Annotated in this window: 17 protein-coding genes and 1 pseudogene; 10 read left to right on the forward strand and 8 right to left on the reverse strand. The window is 70.5% G+C overall.

Translation table 11 applies throughout. The features are described 5' to 3' along the window. Positions 1–85 (forward strand): annotated as a pseudogene (locus tag ABZS64_RS32795) (cob(I)yrinic acid a,c-diamide adenosyltransferase); the annotation flags it as partial. Between the two features lie 54 nt (positions 86–139). On the opposite strand, the gene ABZS64_RS32800 reads toward ABZS64_RS32795, so the two are convergent. The 6 genes from ABZS64_RS32800 to ABZS64_RS32825 all read right to left on the reverse strand — a co-directional run bounded on the left by ABZS64_RS32800 (position 140) and on the right by ABZS64_RS32825 (position 7,311). After that, positions 140–817, reverse strand: coding sequence for an alpha/beta hydrolase (locus ABZS64_RS32800; protein WP_355837583.1), 678 nt, complete (start codon positions 815–817; stop codon positions 140–142). A gap of 88 nt (positions 818–905) precedes the next feature. Further along, complete coding sequence (locus ABZS64_RS32805) at positions 906–4,034, reverse strand: efflux RND transporter permease subunit (protein ID WP_355837585.1); 3,129 nt, start codon at positions 4,032–4,034, stop codon at positions 906–908. Positions 4,035–4,201: 167 nt separating this feature from the next. Next, positions 4,202–4,888, reverse strand: coding sequence for a response regulator transcription factor (locus ABZS64_RS32810; RefSeq protein WP_355837586.1), 687 nt, complete (start codon positions 4,886–4,888; stop codon positions 4,202–4,204). Further along, entirely contained in the window at positions 4,885–6,105 is a 1,221-nt protein-coding gene (locus ABZS64_RS32815; protein WP_355837588.1) for a sensor histidine kinase, read from the reverse strand. Before ABZS64_RS32815 ends, ABZS64_RS32810 begins: the two co-directional genes overlap by 4 nt. 123 nt (positions 6,106–6,228) lie before the next feature. Continuing rightward, positions 6,229–6,507 (reverse strand): hypothetical protein, encoded by a 279-nt coding sequence (locus tag ABZS64_RS32820; RefSeq protein WP_355837590.1) that lies wholly within the window; start codon positions 6,505–6,507, stop codon positions 6,229–6,231. A 9-nt stretch (positions 6,508–6,516) separates the two neighbouring features. Further along, positions 6,517–7,311: a PspA/IM30 family protein gene (locus ABZS64_RS32825; protein ID WP_355837592.1), complete on the reverse strand. Its 795-nt coding sequence runs from the start codon at positions 7,309–7,311 to the stop codon at positions 6,517–6,519. Positions 7,312–7,603: 292 nt separating this feature from the next. Here ABZS64_RS32825 and ABZS64_RS32830 point away from each other — a divergent pair, with 292 nt between their 5' ends. Genes ABZS64_RS32830 through ABZS64_RS32845 form a run of 4 tightly spaced genes read left to right on the forward strand, consistent with a single transcriptional unit; the run spans position 7,604 to position 11,973 of the window. Continuing rightward, positions 7,604–8,203 (forward strand): DUF3043 domain-containing protein, encoded by a 600-nt coding sequence (locus ABZS64_RS32830; protein ID WP_355837594.1) that lies wholly within the window; start codon positions 7,604–7,606, stop codon positions 8,201–8,203. 41 nt (positions 8,204–8,244) lie between these two features. Then, positions 8,245–9,036 carry a methyltransferase domain-containing protein gene (locus ABZS64_RS32835; protein ID WP_355837655.1) on the forward strand — a complete coding sequence of 264 codons (792 nt, stop codon included), beginning with the start codon at positions 8,245–8,247 and terminating at the stop codon, positions 9,034–9,036. Positions 9,037–9,084: 48 nt separating this feature from the next. Beyond that, on the forward strand, positions 9,085–10,854 hold the full coding sequence (locus ABZS64_RS32840) for an ABC transporter ATP-binding protein (RefSeq protein ID WP_355837596.1): 1,770 nt from the start codon (positions 9,085–9,087) through the stop codon (positions 10,852–10,854). A gap of 51 nt (positions 10,855–10,905) precedes the next feature. Beyond that, the gene (locus ABZS64_RS32845) at positions 10,906–11,973 is read left to right on the forward strand and encodes a trypsin-like peptidase domain-containing protein (RefSeq protein WP_355837598.1); all 1,068 of its coding nucleotides are present in this window, start codon (positions 10,906–10,908) and stop codon (positions 11,971–11,973) included. Positions 11,974–12,129: 156 nt separating this feature from the next. On the opposite strand, the gene ABZS64_RS32850 is transcribed toward ABZS64_RS32845, so the two are convergent. Then, the gene (locus ABZS64_RS32850) at positions 12,130–12,339 is read right to left on the reverse strand and encodes a hypothetical protein (protein ID WP_355837599.1); all 210 of its coding nucleotides are present in this window, start codon (positions 12,337–12,339) and stop codon (positions 12,130–12,132) included. A gap of 98 nt (positions 12,340–12,437) precedes the next feature. Here ABZS64_RS32850 and ABZS64_RS32855 point away from each other — a divergent pair, with 98 nt between their 5' ends. From ABZS64_RS32855 to ABZS64_RS32870, 4 genes are all read left to right on the forward strand, one after another. After that, positions 12,438–13,640, forward strand: a complete 1,203-nt coding sequence (locus tag ABZS64_RS32855; protein ID WP_355837601.1) for a bifunctional adenosylcobinamide kinase/adenosylcobinamide-phosphate guanylyltransferase — start codon at positions 12,438–12,440, stop codon at positions 13,638–13,640. 45 nt (positions 13,641–13,685) lie between these two features. Beyond that, a complete protein-coding gene (gene cobT, locus ABZS64_RS32860) occupies positions 13,686–14,783 on the forward strand; it encodes a nicotinate-nucleotide--dimethylbenzimidazole phosphoribosyltransferase (RefSeq protein ID WP_355837603.1) in 1,098 nt (365 codons plus the stop codon). 76 nt (positions 14,784–14,859) lie between these two features. Further along, the gene (locus ABZS64_RS32865) at positions 14,860–16,635 is read left to right on the forward strand and encodes a phosphatidylglycerol lysyltransferase domain-containing protein (RefSeq protein ID WP_355837605.1); all 1,776 of its coding nucleotides are present in this window, start codon (positions 14,860–14,862) and stop codon (positions 16,633–16,635) included. Beyond that, on the forward strand, positions 16,632–17,345 hold the full coding sequence (locus tag ABZS64_RS32870) for a hypothetical protein (protein ID WP_355837607.1): 714 nt from the start codon (positions 16,632–16,634) through the stop codon (positions 17,343–17,345). The genes ABZS64_RS32865 and ABZS64_RS32870 overlap by 4 nt, the downstream gene beginning before the upstream one ends. Here ABZS64_RS32870 and ABZS64_RS32875 read toward each other — a convergent pair. Next, a complete protein-coding gene (locus tag ABZS64_RS32875) occupies positions 17,294–18,049 on the reverse strand; it encodes a hypothetical protein (RefSeq protein ID WP_355837609.1) in 756 nt (251 codons plus the stop codon). The genes ABZS64_RS32870 and ABZS64_RS32875 overlap by 52 nt on opposite strands. Before the next feature lie 67 nt (positions 18,050–18,116). Here ABZS64_RS32875 and ABZS64_RS32880 point away from each other — a divergent pair, with 67 nt between their 5' ends. Next, the gene (locus tag ABZS64_RS32880) at positions 18,117–18,893 is read left to right on the forward strand and encodes an adenosylcobinamide-GDP ribazoletransferase (RefSeq protein WP_355837611.1); all 777 of its coding nucleotides are present in this window, start codon (positions 18,117–18,119) and stop codon (positions 18,891–18,893) included. Positions 18,894–19,024: the final 131 nt, after the last annotated feature.

Here is a 19,024-nt window from a genome sequence, read left to right on the forward strand (position 1 = left end):
CGCAGAGGTGATCCAGGTGCTGCGCGACCGCCCCGGCACCCAGCATGTGGTGATCACCGGCCGCAACGCGCCCGCCGAGCTCGTCGACTTCGCCGTCTCCGGCCGGGGCGCCCCCCTTTTCCGGGCTGGTTCTGCTGAGCTACCGGCAGATCAGCTCGGCCAGCTCCGCCGGGCGGCTCAGCGCGAGGAGGTGTCCGCCCGGCATCTCCTCGACCGCGATGCCCAGTCGTTCCTTGGCGATACGGCGCTGGAAGTCCAGCGGGAAGAACCGGTCCTCACGTCCCTGGATGAAGCGGGTGGGGACGTCCGGCCATGCGCTCAGCGGCCAGGGCTGGGTGAACACGGCCTCCGACGGTCCGGCCTCGCCCTGGGCCATGGCCTCGTCGGTCACCTCCTGCGGGACGTCGTGGAAGAAGTCGGTCAGCAGGTCGAAGTCCGCGTCCGGGTCCCGGCCCTGCTGGGCCGCGAAAGCCGCACGCGCTTCGGCCTGGCCTGTGTTGGCCCACCAATCCCCCGCGGTCTCGCCGGGTGCCGGGACCATGGCGTTGACCAGGATCAGCCGGTCGACGGGGGCGCGATCGCAGACGAGCGGGGCGATGAATCCGGCCAGCGACTGCGCGACGAGGACGAGTTCGCCGACCGTGGCGGCGCCGATGGCCCGTACGACGGCGTCGGTGTACTCGGCGAGTCCCGCCGAGTTGTCCTGGGGCAGGTCGACGGTCACCACGTCATGGCCCCGTGCACGCAGTTCGGGCACGACCCGGTGCCAGTACCAGGCGCGGCCGTCGGCGCCGGGGATGAGTACGTATGTCGCCATGCGGCTCTCCTTACCCCGAAAAGCCGAAAAGCACCACACCCGGCGGTCCCCCGAAAGGGACCACCGCCGGGTGGGTGCCGTGACCGCGTTACACGCCGGCCGGAGCCGGTTCCTCCACGTTCTCGGAGTGCGGCTCGTCCGCCGCGCCCGACTTGGCCGCCCACTTCGCCGCCTTCTTCTTCGCGCGGCGTTCCTTGCGCAGCTCCACCATCGCGTACAGCGTCGGCACCAGGAGCAGCGTCAGCAGCGTCGACGTGATCAGACCGCCGATCACCACGACCGCCAGCGGCTTGGCGATGAAGCCACCCTCGCCGGTGACACCCAGCGCCATCGGGAGCAGCGCGCAGATCGTCGCCAGTGCCGTCATCAGGATCGGGCGGAGCCGGTGGCGGCCGCCCTCGACGACCGCTTCCACCACGCCCAGGCCCTGCGCCCGGTACTGGTTGATCAGGTCGATCAGCACGATCGCGTTGGTGACGACGATGCCAATGAGCATCAGCATGCCGATCATCGCCGGGACGCCCATCGGCGTACCGGTCACGATCAGCAGACCGAGCGCGCCGGTCGCCGCGAACGGGATCGACACCAGCAGGATCAGCGGCTGCACCAGGCTGCGGAACGTCGCCACGAGCAGCATGAAGACGATCGCGATCGCCGCCAGCATCGCCAGGCCCAGCGAGGCGAAGGCGTCGTCCTGGTCCGAGGAGACGCCGCCGATCGAAGCGGTCGCGCCCTTCGGGAGGTCCAGGGACTTCAGCTTGCTCTGCAGAGAGGCACTGACCGCGCCCGTATTGTCGCCCTTCGGCTTCGCCGTGATCGTCGCGGCCCGCGAGCCGTCGATCCGGGTCATCGAGACCGGGCCGGGCATCAGCTTCACATCGGCGATCTCACCGAGCTTCACCGCGCCGAGCGAGAGGTTGCGCAGTTCGGCCAGCGTCTTCGCGGGCTTCGCCGAGGTGATGACGACATCGCGCTCGGTGTCGTCCAGGATCGCCTTGCCCGAGGGGGTGCCGCGCACGGCCTGGCCGACGGCCAGACCCAGCGTGGTCTCGTTGAAGCCCGCGTCCGCGGCCTTCGCGTTGGCCCGGACCGAGATCCTCGGGATGCTCTGCGCCAGGTCGCTCTGTACGTCGGTGACGTCGAGCTTGGCGACCTCGGCCCGGACCGCCTCCGAGGCCTTCTTCAGCGTGTCCGCGTCGGACGCCTTCACCACGACGCTCAGGTCCTGATTGCCGAAGCCGTCGCCCGCCGCGATCGTCGTGTCGCCGATGCCCTTGAGCTTGCCGAGCTCCTCGTCGATGAGGTCGCGGGTCTTCTCGTACGACGCCGCGTCCTTCAGCGTCAGCTGGTACGAAGCCTGGTTGGCGCCCGTACCGCCGCCGAAGGCAGCCATGAAGCCGGAGGAGCCGACGGTGACCTGGTAGTCCTTGATCTCGTCGATGCCGTCGAGGACCTTCTCGACCTTCTTCGCGGAGGCGTCGGCGGCCTCCAGGCTGGTGCCGGGGGCCAGCTCCTGCTTGACGGACATGACCTCCTGCTCGCCCTGGTCGAAGAAGTTGGTCTTGAGCAGGGGCGCCATGCCGAAGGTGCCGACGAGCACGAGGAGCGCGAGGGCGACGCTGGTGATGCGGCGACGGGTCGCGAAGCGCAGCACCGGGACGTACAGCCGCTGCAGCGGGCTGCGCGCCTCCTTCTCCTCTGCCTTGCGCCGGGCCTCCTCCGGGTCGATGCCGCGTACGGCCTTCGGCGCGCGCAGGAACCAGAACGACAGCACCGGCACAACGGTCAGCGAGACCAGCAGCGAGGCGAGCAGCGCCGCGGTGACGGTCAGCGAGAACGAGCCGAACAGCTCGCCGACCATGCCGCCCACCAGACCGATCGGCAGGAACACCGCGACGGTCGTCAGCGTGGACGCGGTGACCGCTCCGGCCACCTCCTTGACCGCGGTGATGATCGCGCTCTGGCGCTCCTCGCCGTAGCCGAGGTGCCGCTTGATGTTCTCCAGGACCACGATCGAGTCGTCGACGACCCGGCCGATCGCGATGGTCAGCGCGCCCAGGGTGAGCATGTTGAGCGACAGGTCACGGGTCCACAGCACGATCAGCGCGAGGACGACCGAGAGCGGGATGGAGACCGCGGTGACCAGGGTGGAGCGCAGGGAGGCCAGGAAGACGAGGATCACGATGACCGCGAAGAGCAGGCCGAGCGCGCCCTCGGTGGTCAGACCGGAGATCGACTTGGAGACGGCGGGGCCCTGGTCGGAGACGACGGTCAGTTCGGCGCCGGAGCCCAGGTCCTTGCGGAGCTGGGGGAGCTTGTCCTTGACCGCGTCGGAGATGGCGACGGCGCTGCCGTCGTTGTCCATGGTGGCGAGGACGGCGAGGCTCTGCTTGCCGTTCGTACGGGTGATGGAGACCCGCTCGGACTCCTCCTGCTTCACCGTGGCGATGTCACCGAGGCGTACCGGCTTGCCCTTGAGGGGGGTCACCCGCAGGTCCTCGATCTGCTTCAGTGTGGTGAAGCCGCCGCCGACCTGGACGGTGCGGCTCTTGCCGTCCTCGGAGAAGGAGCCGGCGGGCATGGTCGCGCCGCCCGCCTTGAGTGCCTCGCCGAGGGCCGGGGTGTTCAGGCCCGCCGCCGCGATCTTCCTGTCGTCGGGGGTGACGGAGACCTGGAGGTCCTGGACGCCGTCGACCGAGACCTGTCCCACGCCGGCAATGTCCTCGAGCGCCGGGACGACGGTGCGATCCAGCTGGTCGGCCAGCGCCTGCTGGTCCTTGGAGGAGGTGACGGCGAGGACGACGGTCGGGATGTCGTCCGTCGAACCGGCGACGACCTGCGGGTCGACGTCCTCGGGCAGCTGGGTGCGGGCCCGGTTCACGGCCTGCTGGACATCGGCGACGAGCTGCTTGGAGCCGTCTCCGTACTCGAAGCTGGCCATGATCACGGCGTTGCCCTCGCTCGCCGTGGAGGTGATCCCCTTGATGCCGTCGACGGCCTTGATGGTGGACTCGAGCGGTTCGACGACCTGCTTCTCGACCACATCGGGGGACGCGCCCTGGTAGGGGGCGAGCACCGACACCATCGGGAGTTCGATGGAGGGCAGCAGCTGCTGCTTGAGCTGCGGGATGGCGATCGCTCCGAAGACGATCGCGACGATCGACATCAGACCGACAAGGGCCCGTTGCGACAGGCTGAATCTGGACAGCCAGGACATGGGGTCTCTCTTCTGTGGCGTGCGCGGCGGGAGGAACGTTGAGGGCATGGAGGGGCGCAGTCAGCTGCCCGCTTATACGATCAGGCATTCGAAGGGGCCCGACCGTCGATCCCAGGTCCAGTTCCTTATCCCGCGCATACCGCAGCTGGAGTAGGCGGACCGCCGGCTCACTCCACCCTTGGACGTACCAGGCCCGATTCGTAGGCAATAACCACCAATTGGGCCCGGTCGCGGGCGCCCAGCTTCGCCATCGCCCGGTTCACATGGGTCTTCACGGTCAGCGGGCTGACCTCGAGACGCTCGGCGATCTCGTCGTTGGAGTGGCCGCCGCCGACCAGGACGAGAACCTCGCGTTCGCGTCCGGTGAGCGCGGCGAGGCGCTCGGAGTACGCCTGGGTCTCCTGCCCGTCGTCCGAAGCGCCGCCCTGGGCAAGAAACTTGGCGATCAGGCCTTTGGTGGCGACCGGGGAGAGCAGTGCCTCTCCGGCGGCCGCGATCCGGATGGCGTTGAGCAGTTCTTCCGGCTCCGCCCCCTTGCCGAGGAAGCCCGAGGCCCCGGCCCGCAGCGACTGCACGACGTACTCGTCGACCTCGAAGGTGGTGAGCATGACGACGCGTACATGGGAAAGCTCGGGGTCCGAGCTGATCATGCGGGTCGCGGCGAGACCGTCCGTACCGGGCATCCGGATGTCCATCAGGACCACATCGGCCTTGGCCGAGCGGGTGAGGGCGACCGCCTCGGCGCCGTCCGCGGCCTCGCCGACGACCTCCATGTCGGGCTCGGAGTCCACCAGGACCCGGAACGCGCTGCGAAGCAGCGTCTGGTCGTCGGCGAGCAGCACCCTGATCGTCATCTGTCCTCCCCCGTGCGGGTCTTGAGGGGAAGTATCGCCTGGACACGGAAGCCGCCGCCGTAGCGCGGGCGCGCGGTCAGCGTCCCGCCGAGTGCCGTGACGCGCTCGCGCATCCCGAGCAGACCGTGGCCGCCGCCGTCCGTCTGCCCCTCGGGCTCCGCACCGTTGTCGAGCACCGTGACCTCCAGCGTCGGGCCGACCCGGATCACACTCACCTCGGCCTTGGCGTCCGTGCCCGCGTGCTTCTGCACATTGGTCAGCGCCTCCTGGATGATCCGGTACGCCGCGAGGTCGACGGCTGCAGGGAGCCGGACGCCGTCGTCGGCGCGGGCCACCTCGACCGGCAGTCCGGCCTGCCGGAAGGTGAGGACCAGCTCGTCGAGGACGTCGAGTCCTGGAGCCGGTTCGGTGGGGGCCTCCGGGTCGCCGGACTGGCGCAGCAGGCCGACGGTGGCACGCAGCTCGTTGAGCGCGGAGCGGCTGGCCTCGCGCACATGGGCGAGGGCCTCCTTGGCCTGGTCGGGGCGTTTGTCCATGACATGCGCCGCGACACCGGCCTGCACATTGACCAGGGCGATGTGGTGCGCGACCACATCGTGCAGATCGCGGGCGATCCGCAGCCGCTCCTCGGCGACTCGGCGGCGGGCCTCCTCCTCGCGGGTGCGCTCGGCCCGCTCGGCCCGCTCCCGTATCGCGTCGACGAAGGCGCGGCGGCTGCGTACGGCATCGCCCGCTGCCGCCGCCATCCCCGTCCAGGCGAAGATGCCGAGGTTCTCCTGCGTGTACCAGGGGGGCGAGCCGAAGAACATCGCCGCACCGGTCAGCACGGTCATGGTCAGCAGACCGACCCGCCAGGTGGTCGGCCGGTCGGTGCGCGATGCGACCGTATAGAGCGCGATCACCGCGCTCATCGCGACGGGTGCCGGCGGCTCCCCCACCACCAGCTCGACGACCGACACCGCACCGGTGAAGACGAGCACGGCCATCGGATTGCGGCGGCGGAAGACGAGCGCCCCGGCCACCAGGACCATCAGCACAACACTGCGCAGCTCGGGGGTGCGGCCGCCGAACTGCGGACCGTGCCGCCCGTTCGGGTCGGCGAAGGACCCGGCGACCATACAGACCAGCACGACCACGGCCACCGCGCCGTCCAGCGCCAGCGGATGCGCGCGGAGCCATTGCTGGGTGCGGGCGAACCCGGTGGCGAGTGAGGTCACATCCAGCAACGGTACGGCGTGCCGCGACAGCCGCGTACACCCGAGGACACAGCAGAAGACAGCAGAATGCCCCGCTCCGGATCAATCCGGGGCGGGGCACGCCGTCTGTTGGAGTGGCGGACGTCAGCCCGGGATGAGGCCGTCGTCGCCGAGCAGTTCCCGTACGTCTTCGAGAGTCGCGTCCGGAGCGGGAAGGATCAGCTCGGACGGCTCCAGGGAGTCGTCCGGCAGCGGCTCACCGAGCTCCCGGACCTTCTCCAGGAGCGCGCGGAGAGTCTGGCGGAAGCCGGGGCTGTCGCCGCTCTCCATCTCGGCCAGCAGCTCGTCGTCGAGCTTGTTCAGTTCGGCGAGGTGGCTGTCCGCCACCTCCAGCTGACCCTCCCCCATGATCCGTACGATCATGACGAGTCCCTACTGCTTGTCGAACTTCGGGGTGTTCTGCTGCGGGGCGGCGTCCTGCTTGCCATTGCCGCCTTCGATCGCCTGCTGCGAGGCGCTCGGGCCGCCGGCCAGCTCGGCCTTCATCCGCTGCAGCTCCAGCTCTACATCAGTACCACCGGAGATGCGGTCCAGCTCGGCGGCGATGTCGTCCTTCGCCATGCCGGACTGGTCGTCCAGGGCGCCGGAGGCGAGCAGCTCGTCGATCGCACCGGCCCTGGCCTGCAGCTGCGCGGTCTTGTCCTCGGCCCGCTGGATCGCCAGGCCGACGTCGCCCATCTCCTCGGAGATGCCCGAGAAGGCCTCGCCGATACGGGTCTGCGCCTGGGCGGCGGTGTAGGTGGCCTTGATGGTCTCCTTCTTCGTACGGAAGGCGTCGACCTTGGCCTGCAGCCGCTGGGCCGCGAGAGTGAGCTTCTCCTCCTCGCCCTGCAGCGTCTGGTGCTGGGTCTCCAGGTCGGTGACCTGCTGCTGGAGCGAGGCACGGCGGGACAGCGCTTCGCGCGCCAGGTCCTCACGGCCGAGCGCCAGCGCCTTGCGGCCCTGGTCCTCCAGCTTGGTCGACTGTCCCTGCAGCTGGTTCAGCTGCAATTCCAGCCGCTTGCGGGAGGTCGCCACATCGGCGACTCCGCGGCGCACCTTCTGCAGCAGTTCCAGCTGCTTCTGGTACGAGTAATCGAGGGTCTCGCGCGGATCCTCGGCCCGGTCAAGGGCCTTGTTTGCCTTCGCGCGGAAGATCATCCCCATACGCTTCATGACACCGCTCATGGGCTTCGCGCGCCCCCTTCTGACGGACTCAGCTTCAGCACTCCAACAGAACCCACAGTACGGGCCCTGCATCCATTACCGCACTGTTCGGGGACGGATGCGCTCCTCCCCAAGGACGACTGCTCACGGCATCGATCCGGCGCAAGGAGTAGGTGGCCGTCATGGAAACCGCGGGCAACGTCCGCTCTGTCCGGCTTGTGGCCGGCTTCTGTCCTGTACTGACGCCCGGTGTTGCCGGATCGTTCCCCAGCGGCGTTGGGTCCATGCGTTCCACCCCGTACCCTTGGGCTTTGTGTTTGGTAGCCGTTCCAAGGAAGAGAAGTCCCCCACCGACAAGGTGCAGCTGGACCTCTCCAAGCAGCCCCGCGACCCCGAGGCCCCCAAGGGCCGCCCCACGCCGAAGCGCAGTGAGGCCCAGACCCAGCGCCGCCGTGCCTCCAGCAGCGCGCCGGCCGACCGCAAGGAGGCCTCGAAGCGCCAGCGGGATGCCCGCCGCGCGGACCTCGCCAAGCAGCGCGAGGCCCTCGCCAGTGGCGACGAACGGTATCTGCCGGCTCGTGACAAGGGACCGGTCCGCCGGTTCGTGCGCGACTTCGTCGACTCCCGCTTCTGCATCGCCGAGTTCTTCCTGCCGCTCGCGGTGGTGATCCTGGTCCTGAGCATGGTCCGGGTCGGCTCGCTGCAGAACATCGCACTGCTGCTGTGGCTCGGTGTGATCGTGCTGATCGTCGTCGACTCGATCGGCCTGGCGTTCCGCATGAAGAAGCAGCTGAACGAGCGCTTCCCGAACGAGCCCAAGCGCGGCGCGGTCGCCTACGGCCTGATGCGTACGCTCCAGATGCGCCGACTGCGTCTGCCGAAGCCGCAGGTCAAGCGCGGAGAGCGGCCCTGAGTCCGGAAGTCTCCGGATTCGGGGGCGCTTCGGCCGAATGGCTGGCCGGGCTCGGCGGACTGCGCAACATCGTCCGCCAGGAGCTTGTCGCCCGCCAGCTCGACGAGCAGATAGCCGCCCGCTACCCGGTCGGGCAGCGGCTGCGGATTCTCGACGTCGGCATGGGCCAGGGCACCCAGGCGCTGCGCCTGGCCCGGGCCGGTCACACCGTGACCGGCCTGGAGTCCGACGCAGAGATGCTGAAGGCGGCCCGTGAGTCGCTCGTCACCGAACCGGCCGGGATCCGCGAGCGGGTCCGGCTGATCGAGGGCGACGGCCGCGACACCGGGGTGCACTTCCTGCCCGGCAGCTTCGACGTGGTGCTCTGCCACGGCGTGCTGATGTATGTCCAGGAGCCGGACGCGATGCTCGCGGGCCTGGCCCGGATGCTGGCACCCGGGGGCCTGCTCTCCCTGCTGGTGCGCAACGGGGACGCGCTGGCCATGCGGCCGGGCCTTGCCGGGGACTGGCCGGGCGCGCTGAACGCCTTCGACTCGGACACGTACACCAACAGGCTCGGGCTTTCGGTGCGCGCCGACCGGCTGGAGGCGCTGACGGCGACGCTGGCGGGGATCGCGGCGCCGCTGCACGCCTGGTACGGCGTACGTGTCTTCACCGACTGGGGGTCCGGGGATTTTCCCCCGGGAAGGCACAGCACGGACAACGTGCCGAACGACGCCGAGCTGCCCGCCGCCGAGCTGGACCGGCTGCTGGCAGCGGAGGACCGGGCAGGGCGCACGGAGCCCTACCGCAGGGTCGCCGCGCTGCTGCACCTGTGCGGAGTACGCGGCTGAATTCCCCGCCGGGTCAGGCACGTTGGCGGTTTTCGCGTCCTCACTGAAGTGACCACCGCAGAGTCCACAGAGAAGCCGCCCGTCAGACTCCCGGCCCGGGAGACCTGGCGGGCGCTGTACGCACACTTCCGCCCGCACCGCTGGGTCGTCGCGCTCGGCGCTTCCCTGGCCCTGGTGGGCACGGTGACCGGTCTTGCCCAGCCGCTCGCCGCCAAGTCCCTGGTCGACAAGCTCGGCCAGGACGAGTCGATCACCGGCGTCCTGCTGCTGCTCACCGGTCTGGTGGTGCTCGGCACGGCGATCGAGGCGGTGGGCACGTACATCCTGGAGCGGACCGCCGAGTCCGTGGTCCTCGCCGCACGCCGCTCGCTGATCGGGCGGCTGCTGCGCCTGCGGCTGCCGGAGGTGGAGCGCACCCAGCCGGGCGATCTGATGTCCCGGGTCACCTCCGACACCACGCTGCTGCGCGCGGTCACCACCCAGTCGATCGTCTCGGCGGCGACCGGCGGGCTCGCCTTCATCGCCACGATCGTGATGATGGGGCTGATGGACGTGGTGCTGCTCGGCGTCACTCTGGGCGTGATCGTGCTGATCGGCGGCTGTGTCGGGCTGCTGATGCCGAAGATCGCGCAGGCGACGAAGCGTTCGCAGGAGGCGGTCGGCGAGATATCCACCGTCCTGGAGCGGGCCTTCGGCGCCTTCCGTACGGTCAAGGCCTCCGGCGCCGAGGAGCGCGAGACGGAGGTCGTCTCGAAGGCTGCGCGTGAAGCGTGGCGGCACGGCGTACGGTCCGCGAAGTGGCAGTCCGCGGCCTGGTCCTCGGTGGGCCTGGCCGTGCAGGTGTCGTTCCTGGCGGTGCTGGGGATCGGCGGTGCGCGGGTCGCGTCAGGGGCGATCTCCGTCTCGACGCTCGTGGCCTTCCTGCTGTTCCTCTTCTATCTGATCGACCCGGTGTCGAAGCTGGTGGAGGCGGCTTCGCAGTACCAGGTGGGCTCGGCGGCGATCGCGCGGATCGTGGAGGCGGAGCGGCTGGAGACGGAGACTCTGACGGCGCCGCAGGGCGTCCTGGGCACGGGCCCGGCGTCGGTCGTCTTCAAGGACGTCACCTTCCGCTACCGGGACGATCTCCCCTATGTCCACCAGGGCGTCTCCTTCGAGGTGCCCGGGGCCGGGATGACGGCCTTCGTCGGCCCGTCCGGCGCGGGCAAGACGACGGTCTTCGGGCTGATCGAGCGCTTCTACGAGGCGGGCGGCGGCCGGATCATCGTGGACGGCAGGGATGTTCGGGACTGGCCGCTGGCCGATCTGCGGGCCTCGATCGGCTACGTCGAGCAGGACGCTCCGGTGCTGTCGGGGACGCTGCGCGAGAACCTGGTCTTCGCCGCGCCGGACGCGAGCGAGGAGCAGATCCGGGGCGTTCTCGTACGGGCAAGGCTGGACGCTCTCGTGGACCGGCTGCCGGACGGTCTGGAGACGGTGGTTGGGCATCGCGGCTCCAAGCTCTCGGGCGGCGAACGCCAGCGGGTGGCGATCGCGCGTGCGCTGCTGCGGCGGCCCCGGCTGCTACTTCTGGACGAGGCGACCTCGCAGCTCGACGCGGTCAACGAGATGGCGCTGCGCGATGTGGTCGCCGAGGTGTCGCGGGATGTGACCGTGCTGGTGGTGGCGCACCGGCTGTCGACGGTGACGCTGGCGGACCGGATCGTGGTGATGGACGCGGGGAAGGTACGGGCGGTGGGGACGCACGGAGAGCTGGTGGCGTCGGATCCGCTGTACGGGGAGCTGGCGGCGACGCAGTTCCTGGCGACGGCCCCCTGATCGGGGGTCTACCGGAGGCCGCCACGTACGGACAAAAGTGATACTCCGGACATGGAGATATCACTCGTACGACGTCGTGCCGTGCTGACGTTGACCGCTGCGGTCTGCGCGGTCTGTGCGGTCGCCCTGGTGGGCGGCTGCACGGGCGGCTCCTCCGAGGATTCGGGGGCGACGACGCAGGCGGCGCCGAGGGTCACCAGTGATCTGCAGACCGACTACCAGACCGTGATCAGGAATGTGCTGCCGTCCGTCGTGCAGATCGAGACGGGGAGTGGTCTGGCCTCCGGGATCGTCTACAACAACAAGGGCCATGTCGTCACCAACGCGCATGTGGTGGGCGCGGAGAAGAAGTTCAGGGTGACCGTTGCGACGGGCGAGCAGGAGTTGGGCGCGACGCTGGTCTCCACCTTCCCGGAGCAGGACCTGGCGGTCATCCAACTCGACAAGATCCCGGCGGGGCTGAAGCCTGCGACCTTCGGCGACTCCTCGAAGGTCGAGGTCGGCCACATCGTGCTGGCGATGGGCTCGCCGCTCGGCCTGTCCAGCAGCGTCACCCAGGGCATCGTCTCGGCGGTCGGCCGCACAGTCAGCGAGAGCGAGCAAGGCGGCGGCACGGGGGCGACGATCGCCAACATGGTCCAGACGTCCGCGGCGATCAACCCGGGCAACAGCGGTGGGGCGCTGGTCAATCTGGACAGCGAGGTGATCGGGATCCCGACGCTGGCGGCGGCGGATCCGAGCATCGGCGAGGCCGCGGCGCCGGGGATCGGCTTCGCGATCCCGGCCTCGATGGTGAAGACGGTCGCCGACCAGATCGTCAAGGACGGCCGGGTCACGGACTCGGGCCGGGCGGCACTGGGCATCACGGTCCGCACAGTGCTCGACGACAGCTACCAGCCGTCGGGGGTGGCGGTGGTGTCGGTGGCCAAGGGGGGCGCGGCGGACAAGGCGGGGATCCGCCCCGGGGACATCATCACGAAGGTGGGCTCCACGGAGACCTTGACGGTCACGTCGCTGGCGGAGGCGCTGGCGGTGGAGAAGCCGGGCGGGGTGGTGGCGGTGACGTATGTGAGGGATGGGGAGTCGGTGCGGGTGGAGGTGACGCTGGGGGAGGTCTGACGGGCCGAGCCGGGGGGCCGGGGGGCGCCTGCGGCGGGCCTTCCCCTGCCCGCCCCTTCCCGACCCGGGGCTCCGCCCCGGACCCCGCTCCTCAATCGCCGGAGGGGCTGAATGTTCAGCCCCTCCGGCGATTGAGGCGGAGCCGCGAAGCCCCAGTTACCCCTCGTTCGCCTGGAGAGACATCGGGCCGTAGATCTTCGTGCCGTCCTCCGACAGCACCACCTGGTCCGCCCCGCCCTCCAGCAAGTCCTTCCAGAACTCGCCGATCCAGGACTCCGCGTCACCCTGCGTCGTGAACTCCTCCGGCTGCACCGCCGGCTGGACCTCCGTTCCGTCGGACTTCTCGAAACGCCACGTCCATGCCATGTCCGCCTCCCACTCCCAGGGGCCACCAGCTGATCTCTTTGCTGCCCGCAGCGTAGCCGGGCGCGCACGCCCCGCGGTGACGCGGGAGGATCAGATGCGTGGAACTCACTCTGCTCGGCACCGGCGCGCCCGCCGGACTCCCCCGGCCCGACTGTCCGTGCGCCGTCTGTGCCACCGCGCGCGGGGCCTTGGCGCGGGCCGCCACCGCGCTGCTCGTGGACGGGGCCCTGCTGCTCGATCTCACGCCCGGTGCCGCCCTGGCCGCCGCGCGGGCGGGGCATTCCCTCGTCGGCGTACGGCAGGTGCTGCTGACGCATCCGCACGACGGGCCCGCGGTCGATCTGCCCGCAGGGCTGCCCGCGGCCGGGCGGGTGCCGGACGGGCGGGAACTGACGCTGATCAGCGGGCACCGGGTGCGGGCCGTGCCGATGGACAACCCGGGCACGGGGTACGAGGTGACGTCGCCGGAGGGCGAGCGGCTGCTGTATCTGCCGCCGGGCGGATCGCCCGCGGGTCTCGCGGAGGGCCTCGCGGCGTACGACATGGTCGTCGGCGATGTCGTGGGGCGGCCCGACGCGATCGCCCGGCTGCGCGCGTCCGGGGCGATCGGCCCGACCACCGACATCATCGCCGTGCACCTGGACCACGACGTCCCCGGCGGCGGCCCCGAGCTGGCCCGGCGGCTCGCAGCCGCGGGTGCGCGGGCCGTGCCGGACGGGACGACGGTGACCGTCGGCGAGTACCAGGCCGTATCGGATCTCCCCCGCCGCACCCTGATCACCGGCGGCGCCCGCTCGGGCAAGTCCCTGGAGGCGGAACGCAGGCTGGAGACCTTCCCCGAGGTGCTGTACGTCGCGACCGGCGGCAGCCGGGACGGCGACGCCGAGTGGGCGGCACGGGTCTCGCTGCACCGTGAGCGCAGGCCCGGCTCCTGGCGTACCGCCGAGACCTGCGATCTCGTACCCCTCCTCGTCGAGGAGGGGCCGCCGCTGCTGATCGACTGTCTGTCCCTGTGGCTGACCGACGCGATGGACAAGGCGGGTGCCTGGGACGACGCGACTTGGGAGGCGGGCGGCGAGGGCGCGCTTCGCGAGCGGGTCACCGAACTGATCGCCGCGGTACGGGCCACCTCGCGCACCGTCGTCGGGGTGACCAACGAGGTCGGCAGCGGGGTCGTGCCCGCCACCGCGTCGGGCCGCCGCTTCCGTGATGAACTGGGCCGCCTCAACGCCGCCTTCGCCGACGAGTGCGAGCAGGTCCTGCTGGTCGTCGCAGGCCAGGCCCTCGTGCTGCGCAGCTGACGGGCGCTGCGCAGGCTCGACATGGCTGCCGGTACTGTTCGGCGAATGAGCAGGCTGAATCTCGATGACTTCTCCGATCTGATCGAGCGTCCCGACAGCGGCATCCGGCGTGACGCCGAGGAACGCCGGGAGCGGCTGATCGTTCCGCCCGGTTCCCTCGGGCGGCTCGACGAGCTGGGCGAGTGGCTCTCCGCCGCGCAGGCCTCCGTACCGGTCAAGGCCATCGTGCAGCCGCGTGTGGTGCTGTTCGCCGGTGATCACGGGGTCGCCCAACTGGGCGTCTCCGGGCGGGAGTCCGGCTCCGCGCACAAGCTCGTGCGCGCCACGCTGGAGGGCGCGAGCCCGGTCGCCGTGCTGGCCCGCCGCATGGGTGTGCCAGTGCGGATCGTCGACGCCGGCCTGGACTGCGACCCGGAGCTGCTGCCCGAGGAGGTCGTACGCCACCGGGTGCGGCGCGGCAGCGGACGGATCGACGTCGAGGACGCGCTGACGATCGAGGAGGCCGAGGCCGCCGTACGCCTGGGCATGGCGATCGCCGACGAGGAGGCCGACTCCGGCACCGATCTGGTCGTGCTCGGCGATCTGAGCGTCGGCGGCACCACGCCCGCGTCGACGCTGATCGCCGCGCTGTGCGGCACCGACGCCTCGGTGGTGACCGGCCGCGGCGGGGCGGGCATCGACGATCTGGCGTGGATGCGCAAGTGCGCGGCGGTCCGCGACGCGCTGCGGCGCGCCCGGCCGGTGCTCGGGGATCAGCTGGAGCTGCTGGCGGCGGTGGGGGGCGCGGATCTGGCGGCGACGACCGGCTTCCTGCTGCAGAGCGCCGTACGCCGGATGCCGGTGATCCTCGACGGGGTCGTGTCGGCGGCGTGTGCGCTGGTCGGACAGCGTGCTGCGTTCCGCGCTCCGGACTGGTGGCTCGCGGGCCAGGTGAGCGGCGAACCGGCGCAGTCGAAGGCGCTGGACCGGATGGCGCTCAACCCGCTCCTCGATCAGGGCGTCACTGTGGGGGAAGGAACCGGGGCATTGCTCGCACTCCCCCTCGTGCAGGCGTCTGCCGCGCTCGCGGCCGAACTGCCGGAGCGTACGGCGCCGGTTGAGCCGGAAGAACCGGCCGAGCCGGTGGAGAGCGACACGGACTGACGCGCAGGCTGCGGCCGCCACAGGCGGCCGCAGCCTCGCCCATCTTGGCGCGTGATGCCCCATATCATCGCGTTTCATGGGAGAGGTCCGTTTGTCCAGCGTAGAGGCGAGCCGAAGCACGAGCCGCAGCATCGACCGCTCACGGCGCAGCGCGGCGTTCGCCGTCTGGTATCTGCGCGCCGTGACGTTCATCAATCTCCTTAGCGCCGTATGGGTCTCTCTCGGGCAGGATCTGCGGCGCCACAACATCGATGACTTCTTCACGCCGTATCTGCTGACCGCGGGCTTCGCCTCCGGAGCCTTCACGCTCTTCCTGGCGATCACCATGCGCCGGCGCAAGCGGGCCGCGTGGATCCTCAACCTCGTCCTTGCGGGGCTCTTTCTGTTGCTCTTCGTCCTCGCGATCGCCGTCGACCCCGAGATCCGCGAGCACGCGCAGAACTGGATCTCGCTGGTCCTGACGGCCGCCTTCGTGCTCGCCCTGGTGCTCGGGCGGCGGGAGTTCTACGCGAAGGGCGACCGCTCCAACCCCAGGCTGGCCGCGGCCGTCGCGGTCGGCGGGCTGCTGGTCACCTCGCTGCTCGCCGCAGTCCTCGTCACCGTCACCAACACCTCCGCCAACCACTCCACCTTCCTGGAGCGCTGGCGCTACGGCGTGATGCGACTGGTCTCGCTCGCCGCCGACGACTCCCGCTTCGCCGGGATCGCCACGCCCGGCTGGGTGAATGTCACCATCAACGTCCTGTCCACGCTGCTCCTGCTCGCCGTTCTGTACGCGGCCTTCCGCTCGCGCCGGGCCGTCGACCCGCTCACCGAGGACGACGAGGAGCGGCTGCGCGTCCTGCTGCAGCGGCACGGCGACCGGGACTCGCTCGGCTACTTCTCGCTGCGCCGCGAGAAGAGCGTGGTCTGGTCCCCGACCGGGAAGGCCGCCGTCGTCTACCGGGTCGTCGGCGGGGTCTCGCTCGCGTCCGGCGACCCCATCGGCGACCCGGAGGCCTGGCCCGGCGCGATCGACCCGTGGCTGACCGAGGCGCGCGAACACGGCTGGATCCCCGCGGTGATGGGCGCGAGCGAGGAAGCGGGCACCATCTATGCGCGGCACGGCCTGGACGCCCTGGAACTGGGCGACGAGGCGATCGTCGAGACCGACGACTTCACCCTGGACGGGCGCGCGATGCGCACCGTGCGCCAGGCCTACAACCGGGTCGGGCGCGCCGGGTACGAAGTGCGCATCCGCCGCCACGAGGAGATCCCGCCCGAGGAGATGGACGTCCTGCTCAGGCGCGCCGACGACTGGCGCGACGGGGCGACCGAGCGCGGTTTCTCGATGGCGCTCGGGCGGCTCGGCGATCCGGGTGACGGCCGCTGCGTCATGCTCGAGTGCACGGACGGCGAAGGCGCACTGCGTGCGGTGCTGAGCTTTGTGCCCTGGGGCCCCAAGGGGCTCTCGCTCGATCTCATGCGGCGTGACCGTGACTCCGAGAACGGCCTGATGGAGTTCATGGCCATCGAACTCCTCGAGCGCTCGAAGGAGATCGGGATCACACAGGTCTCGTTGAACTTCGCGATGTTCAGGTCGGTCTTCGAACGCGGCTCGAAGCTCGGCGCCGGTCCGGTGCTGAGACTGTGGCGCTCGCTCCTCAGCTTCTTCTCCCGCTGGTGGCAGATCGAGTCGCTCTACCGGGCCAACGCCAAGTACCGGCCGATCTGGGAGCCCCGTTTCATGCTCTTCGAAAAGAGCGCCGACCTGCTGCGCATCGGGATCGCGGCGGGCCGCGCCGAGGGCTTCCTGGAGGCGCCCGGTCTGCCCAAGTGGATGCACCGCAGACACCTCGAGACCAAGCGTTGAACACAGTGAGCGCGTTCGCGCGCCGCGAGTGGGGGCCTCTGTACGCGACCCTGCGGCATGCGGTCGTCACCGAGAAGTGCCGCGCCATTCCGATGACACTCGGGGCCGTCTGCCTCACCGCGTTCTTCCAGTTGGTGCAGAACCAGTCCTGGGGCCTCGGCCCGGTCCGCGACATCGGCTTCGTCAAGGCCGATGACCCGCTGTGGGTGGCCCTGCTGCGCACCCCGCTGTCGCTGTTCGTGCCCGCGCTGGATCTTCCGGTGTGGGGCGCGCTGGCACAGGTGCTGCTGGTGTTCGGGATCGCGGAGATCTGCCTCGGCAAGTGGCGGACGCTGGTCATCGCGTACGTCTCGACCCTGGCGGGGACGACTTGCGCACGGATCGGCGTCTCGCTCGGCCCCGACCACATCCTCGGGCTGCCCGCGTCGGACGCCCAGGTCGTCGACACCGGCCCGTCCGCGGCCGTCATCGGTCTCGCGCTCTTCGTCTGCTGGCGCTACCGGGCCTGGTTCACGGCCGCGATCGTGGTCGTGGCGATGATCGTCGAGGTGCTGGTCAAGAACAACCTCGCGGGCAAGGAGCATCTGGCGGCGATCGTGGCCGTGTTCACGGTGATCGGGATTTCGGCGCTGCGACGGCGAAGGCGGCGGCGCAGGATTCAGCTCTCGCGCACGTCGGGCCGGTCGGGTGCGCCGCCGATCAGATCCTGAAACTTGCGCCGCGGCCGGTCCCAGCGGCGGTCGTGGTGGAAGGAGCGCAGCCGGGCCCTGGCGCGGGCCTTGGGCCGCTTGCGGTAGAAGCGCCGTGCCCAGGGCGAGCCGGGCCGGGCAAGACGTACCGCCCCGAACATCGCGACGAACGGCACCAGCACGCTGATGAGGGCCATCCGTGGCTTCCCCTTGAACAGGGTCATGAGCACCAGGAGGAAGTTGATCATCAGCGTCACGATCAGCGAGGCGCGGTTCTGTCGCTCGTCGGGGGTCATCTCATTGACGCCGAGCGGCGAGAAGCCGCTGAGGACCAGCCCCGCCAGGGCCGCGGCGAGCACCACGACCTCCACGCTCTGGCGGCCCTGCTCGCTCCAGTAGACGTCGTCGAGGTGCAGGATCAGCGCGAACTCGTCCAGGACGAGGCCCGCCCCCATGCCGAAGACGACTGCGCAGACCGCGGCGGCAACGCCCCACCTGCTGCTGCCGACCGCCCCGAAGCCGCCGACGACGATGAGGATGATGCCGGGGACCACGTGGTGGATGTGCATACCGCCCGGCGTGACGTTCTTGAACGGCCCGCGCCCTGCCCTGATCAGCCGGACGACCATGCGGGTGATCAGAAAGGTGAGCACGAAGGAGGTCAGCGCGAGCAGCATCGGGAGCTTTCCCGGCTCTGTGATGTTGCGGCTAAACCAGTGACCCATGCCACCCGCTCCCGATTTGTGCCTCTCGCGCAATTTACCTTCAGTCGGGCCGGGCTACCCTTCGCCGGTGATCCTTTCGGCCGGTATACGTTTCGCCTTCGGCACCCTGACCGTCCTTCCGGTCCGCGTCTCCCGATGGGACCGGGACGCGGCACGCGCCGGGATGCTGTGCGCTCCGCTGGCCGGTCTGGTCGTGGGCCTGTTCGCGGCGGGCGTCGGCGGATTGCCGGCACTGCTGGGCTCGGGCCCGCTGCTCGCCGCGGTGGCCACGGTCGCCGTCCCCGCGGCGCTCACCCGCGGCCTGCATCTGGACGGCCTCGCCGACACCGCCGACGGTCTCGGCAGCGGCAAGCCCGCCGAGGACGCGCTGCGGATCATGAAGCAGTCGGACATCGGGCCATTCGGGGTCATCACGCTGCTGTTCGTGCTGCTCGCCCAGGTCGCGGCGGTGGCCGAGCTGTACGCCCAGAGCTGGGCGCACGGCGCAGTCGGTGCGGCCGTCTCGGCCGTGACCGCACGCCTCGCCCTGACCCTGGCCTCACGCGCGGGCGTCCCGGCGGCCCGCCCGGAGGGCCTGGGCGCTGCGGTCGCGGAGACCGTTCCCGTACGCACAGGGGTGGCCGTCGCGGCGCTGGTCACCGCCCTCTGCGCGGCCGCGGGCGCGCTCCTCGGCGGATACGGCGGGGTGCTGCACCAGGCGCTCGCGGTCCTGGCAGGACTGGGCGCGGCCCAACTCCTGCTGCACCACTGTGTACGCCGCTTCGGCGGGGTGACCGGGGATGTGTTCGGCGCGCTCGCCGAGACGGCGGCGACGGCCTCGCTCGTAGCGCTGGTGCTCGGCTAGGTCCTGTCCGGTCGATCGGGCCGGATCAATGAGCGGGTCTGGCGATGGGGGCACCTCCCGTGCCCGAAGGGCTACGGGGGAGCATCGCAAGGCATGAGGATGGGGGTCCCCCCGCCGAAGGCAGGTGGAGA

This window comes from Streptomyces sp. NPDC005408, from assembly GCF_040606445.1.
Taxonomy (GTDB): Bacteria; Actinomycetota; Actinomycetes; order Streptomycetales; family Streptomycetaceae; genus Streptomyces.

Excerpts from the sequence above, each read along its gene's own strand:
- ABZS64_RS32800 (WP_355837583.1), bottom strand. The coding sequence starts at position 817 with ATGGCGACATACGTACTCATCCCCGGCGCCGACGGCCGCGCCTGGTAC.
- ABZS64_RS32805 (WP_355837585.1), bottom strand. The coding sequence starts at position 4,034 with ATGTCCTGGCTGTCCAGATTCAGCCTGTCGCAACGGGCCCTTGTCGGT.
- ABZS64_RS32810 (WP_355837586.1), bottom strand. The coding sequence starts at position 4,888 with ATGACGATCAGGGTGCTGCTCGCCGACGACCAGACGCTGCTTCGCAGC.
- ABZS64_RS32820 (WP_355837590.1), bottom strand. The coding sequence starts at position 6,507 with ATGATCGTACGGATCATGGGGGAGGGTCAGCTGGAGGTGGCGGACAGC.
- ABZS64_RS32825 (WP_355837592.1), bottom strand. The coding sequence starts at position 7,311 with ATGAGCGGTGTCATGAAGCGTATGGGGATGATCTTCCGCGCGAAGGCA.
- ABZS64_RS32845 (WP_355837598.1), top strand. The coding sequence starts at position 10,906 with ATGGAGATATCACTCGTACGACGTCGTGCCGTGCTGACGTTGACCGCT.
- ABZS64_RS32850 (WP_355837599.1), bottom strand. The coding sequence starts at position 12,339 with ATGGCATGGACGTGGCGTTTCGAGAAGTCCGACGGAACGGAGGTCCAG.
- cobT (WP_355837603.1), top strand. The coding sequence starts at position 13,686 with ATGAGCAGGCTGAATCTCGATGACTTCTCCGATCTGATCGAGCGTCCC.
- ABZS64_RS32865 (WP_355837605.1), top strand. The coding sequence starts at position 14,860 with ATGGGAGAGGTCCGTTTGTCCAGCGTAGAGGCGAGCCGAAGCACGAGC.
- ABZS64_RS32875 (WP_355837609.1), bottom strand. The coding sequence starts at position 18,049 with ATGGGTCACTGGTTTAGCCGCAACATCACAGAGCCGGGAAAGCTCCCG.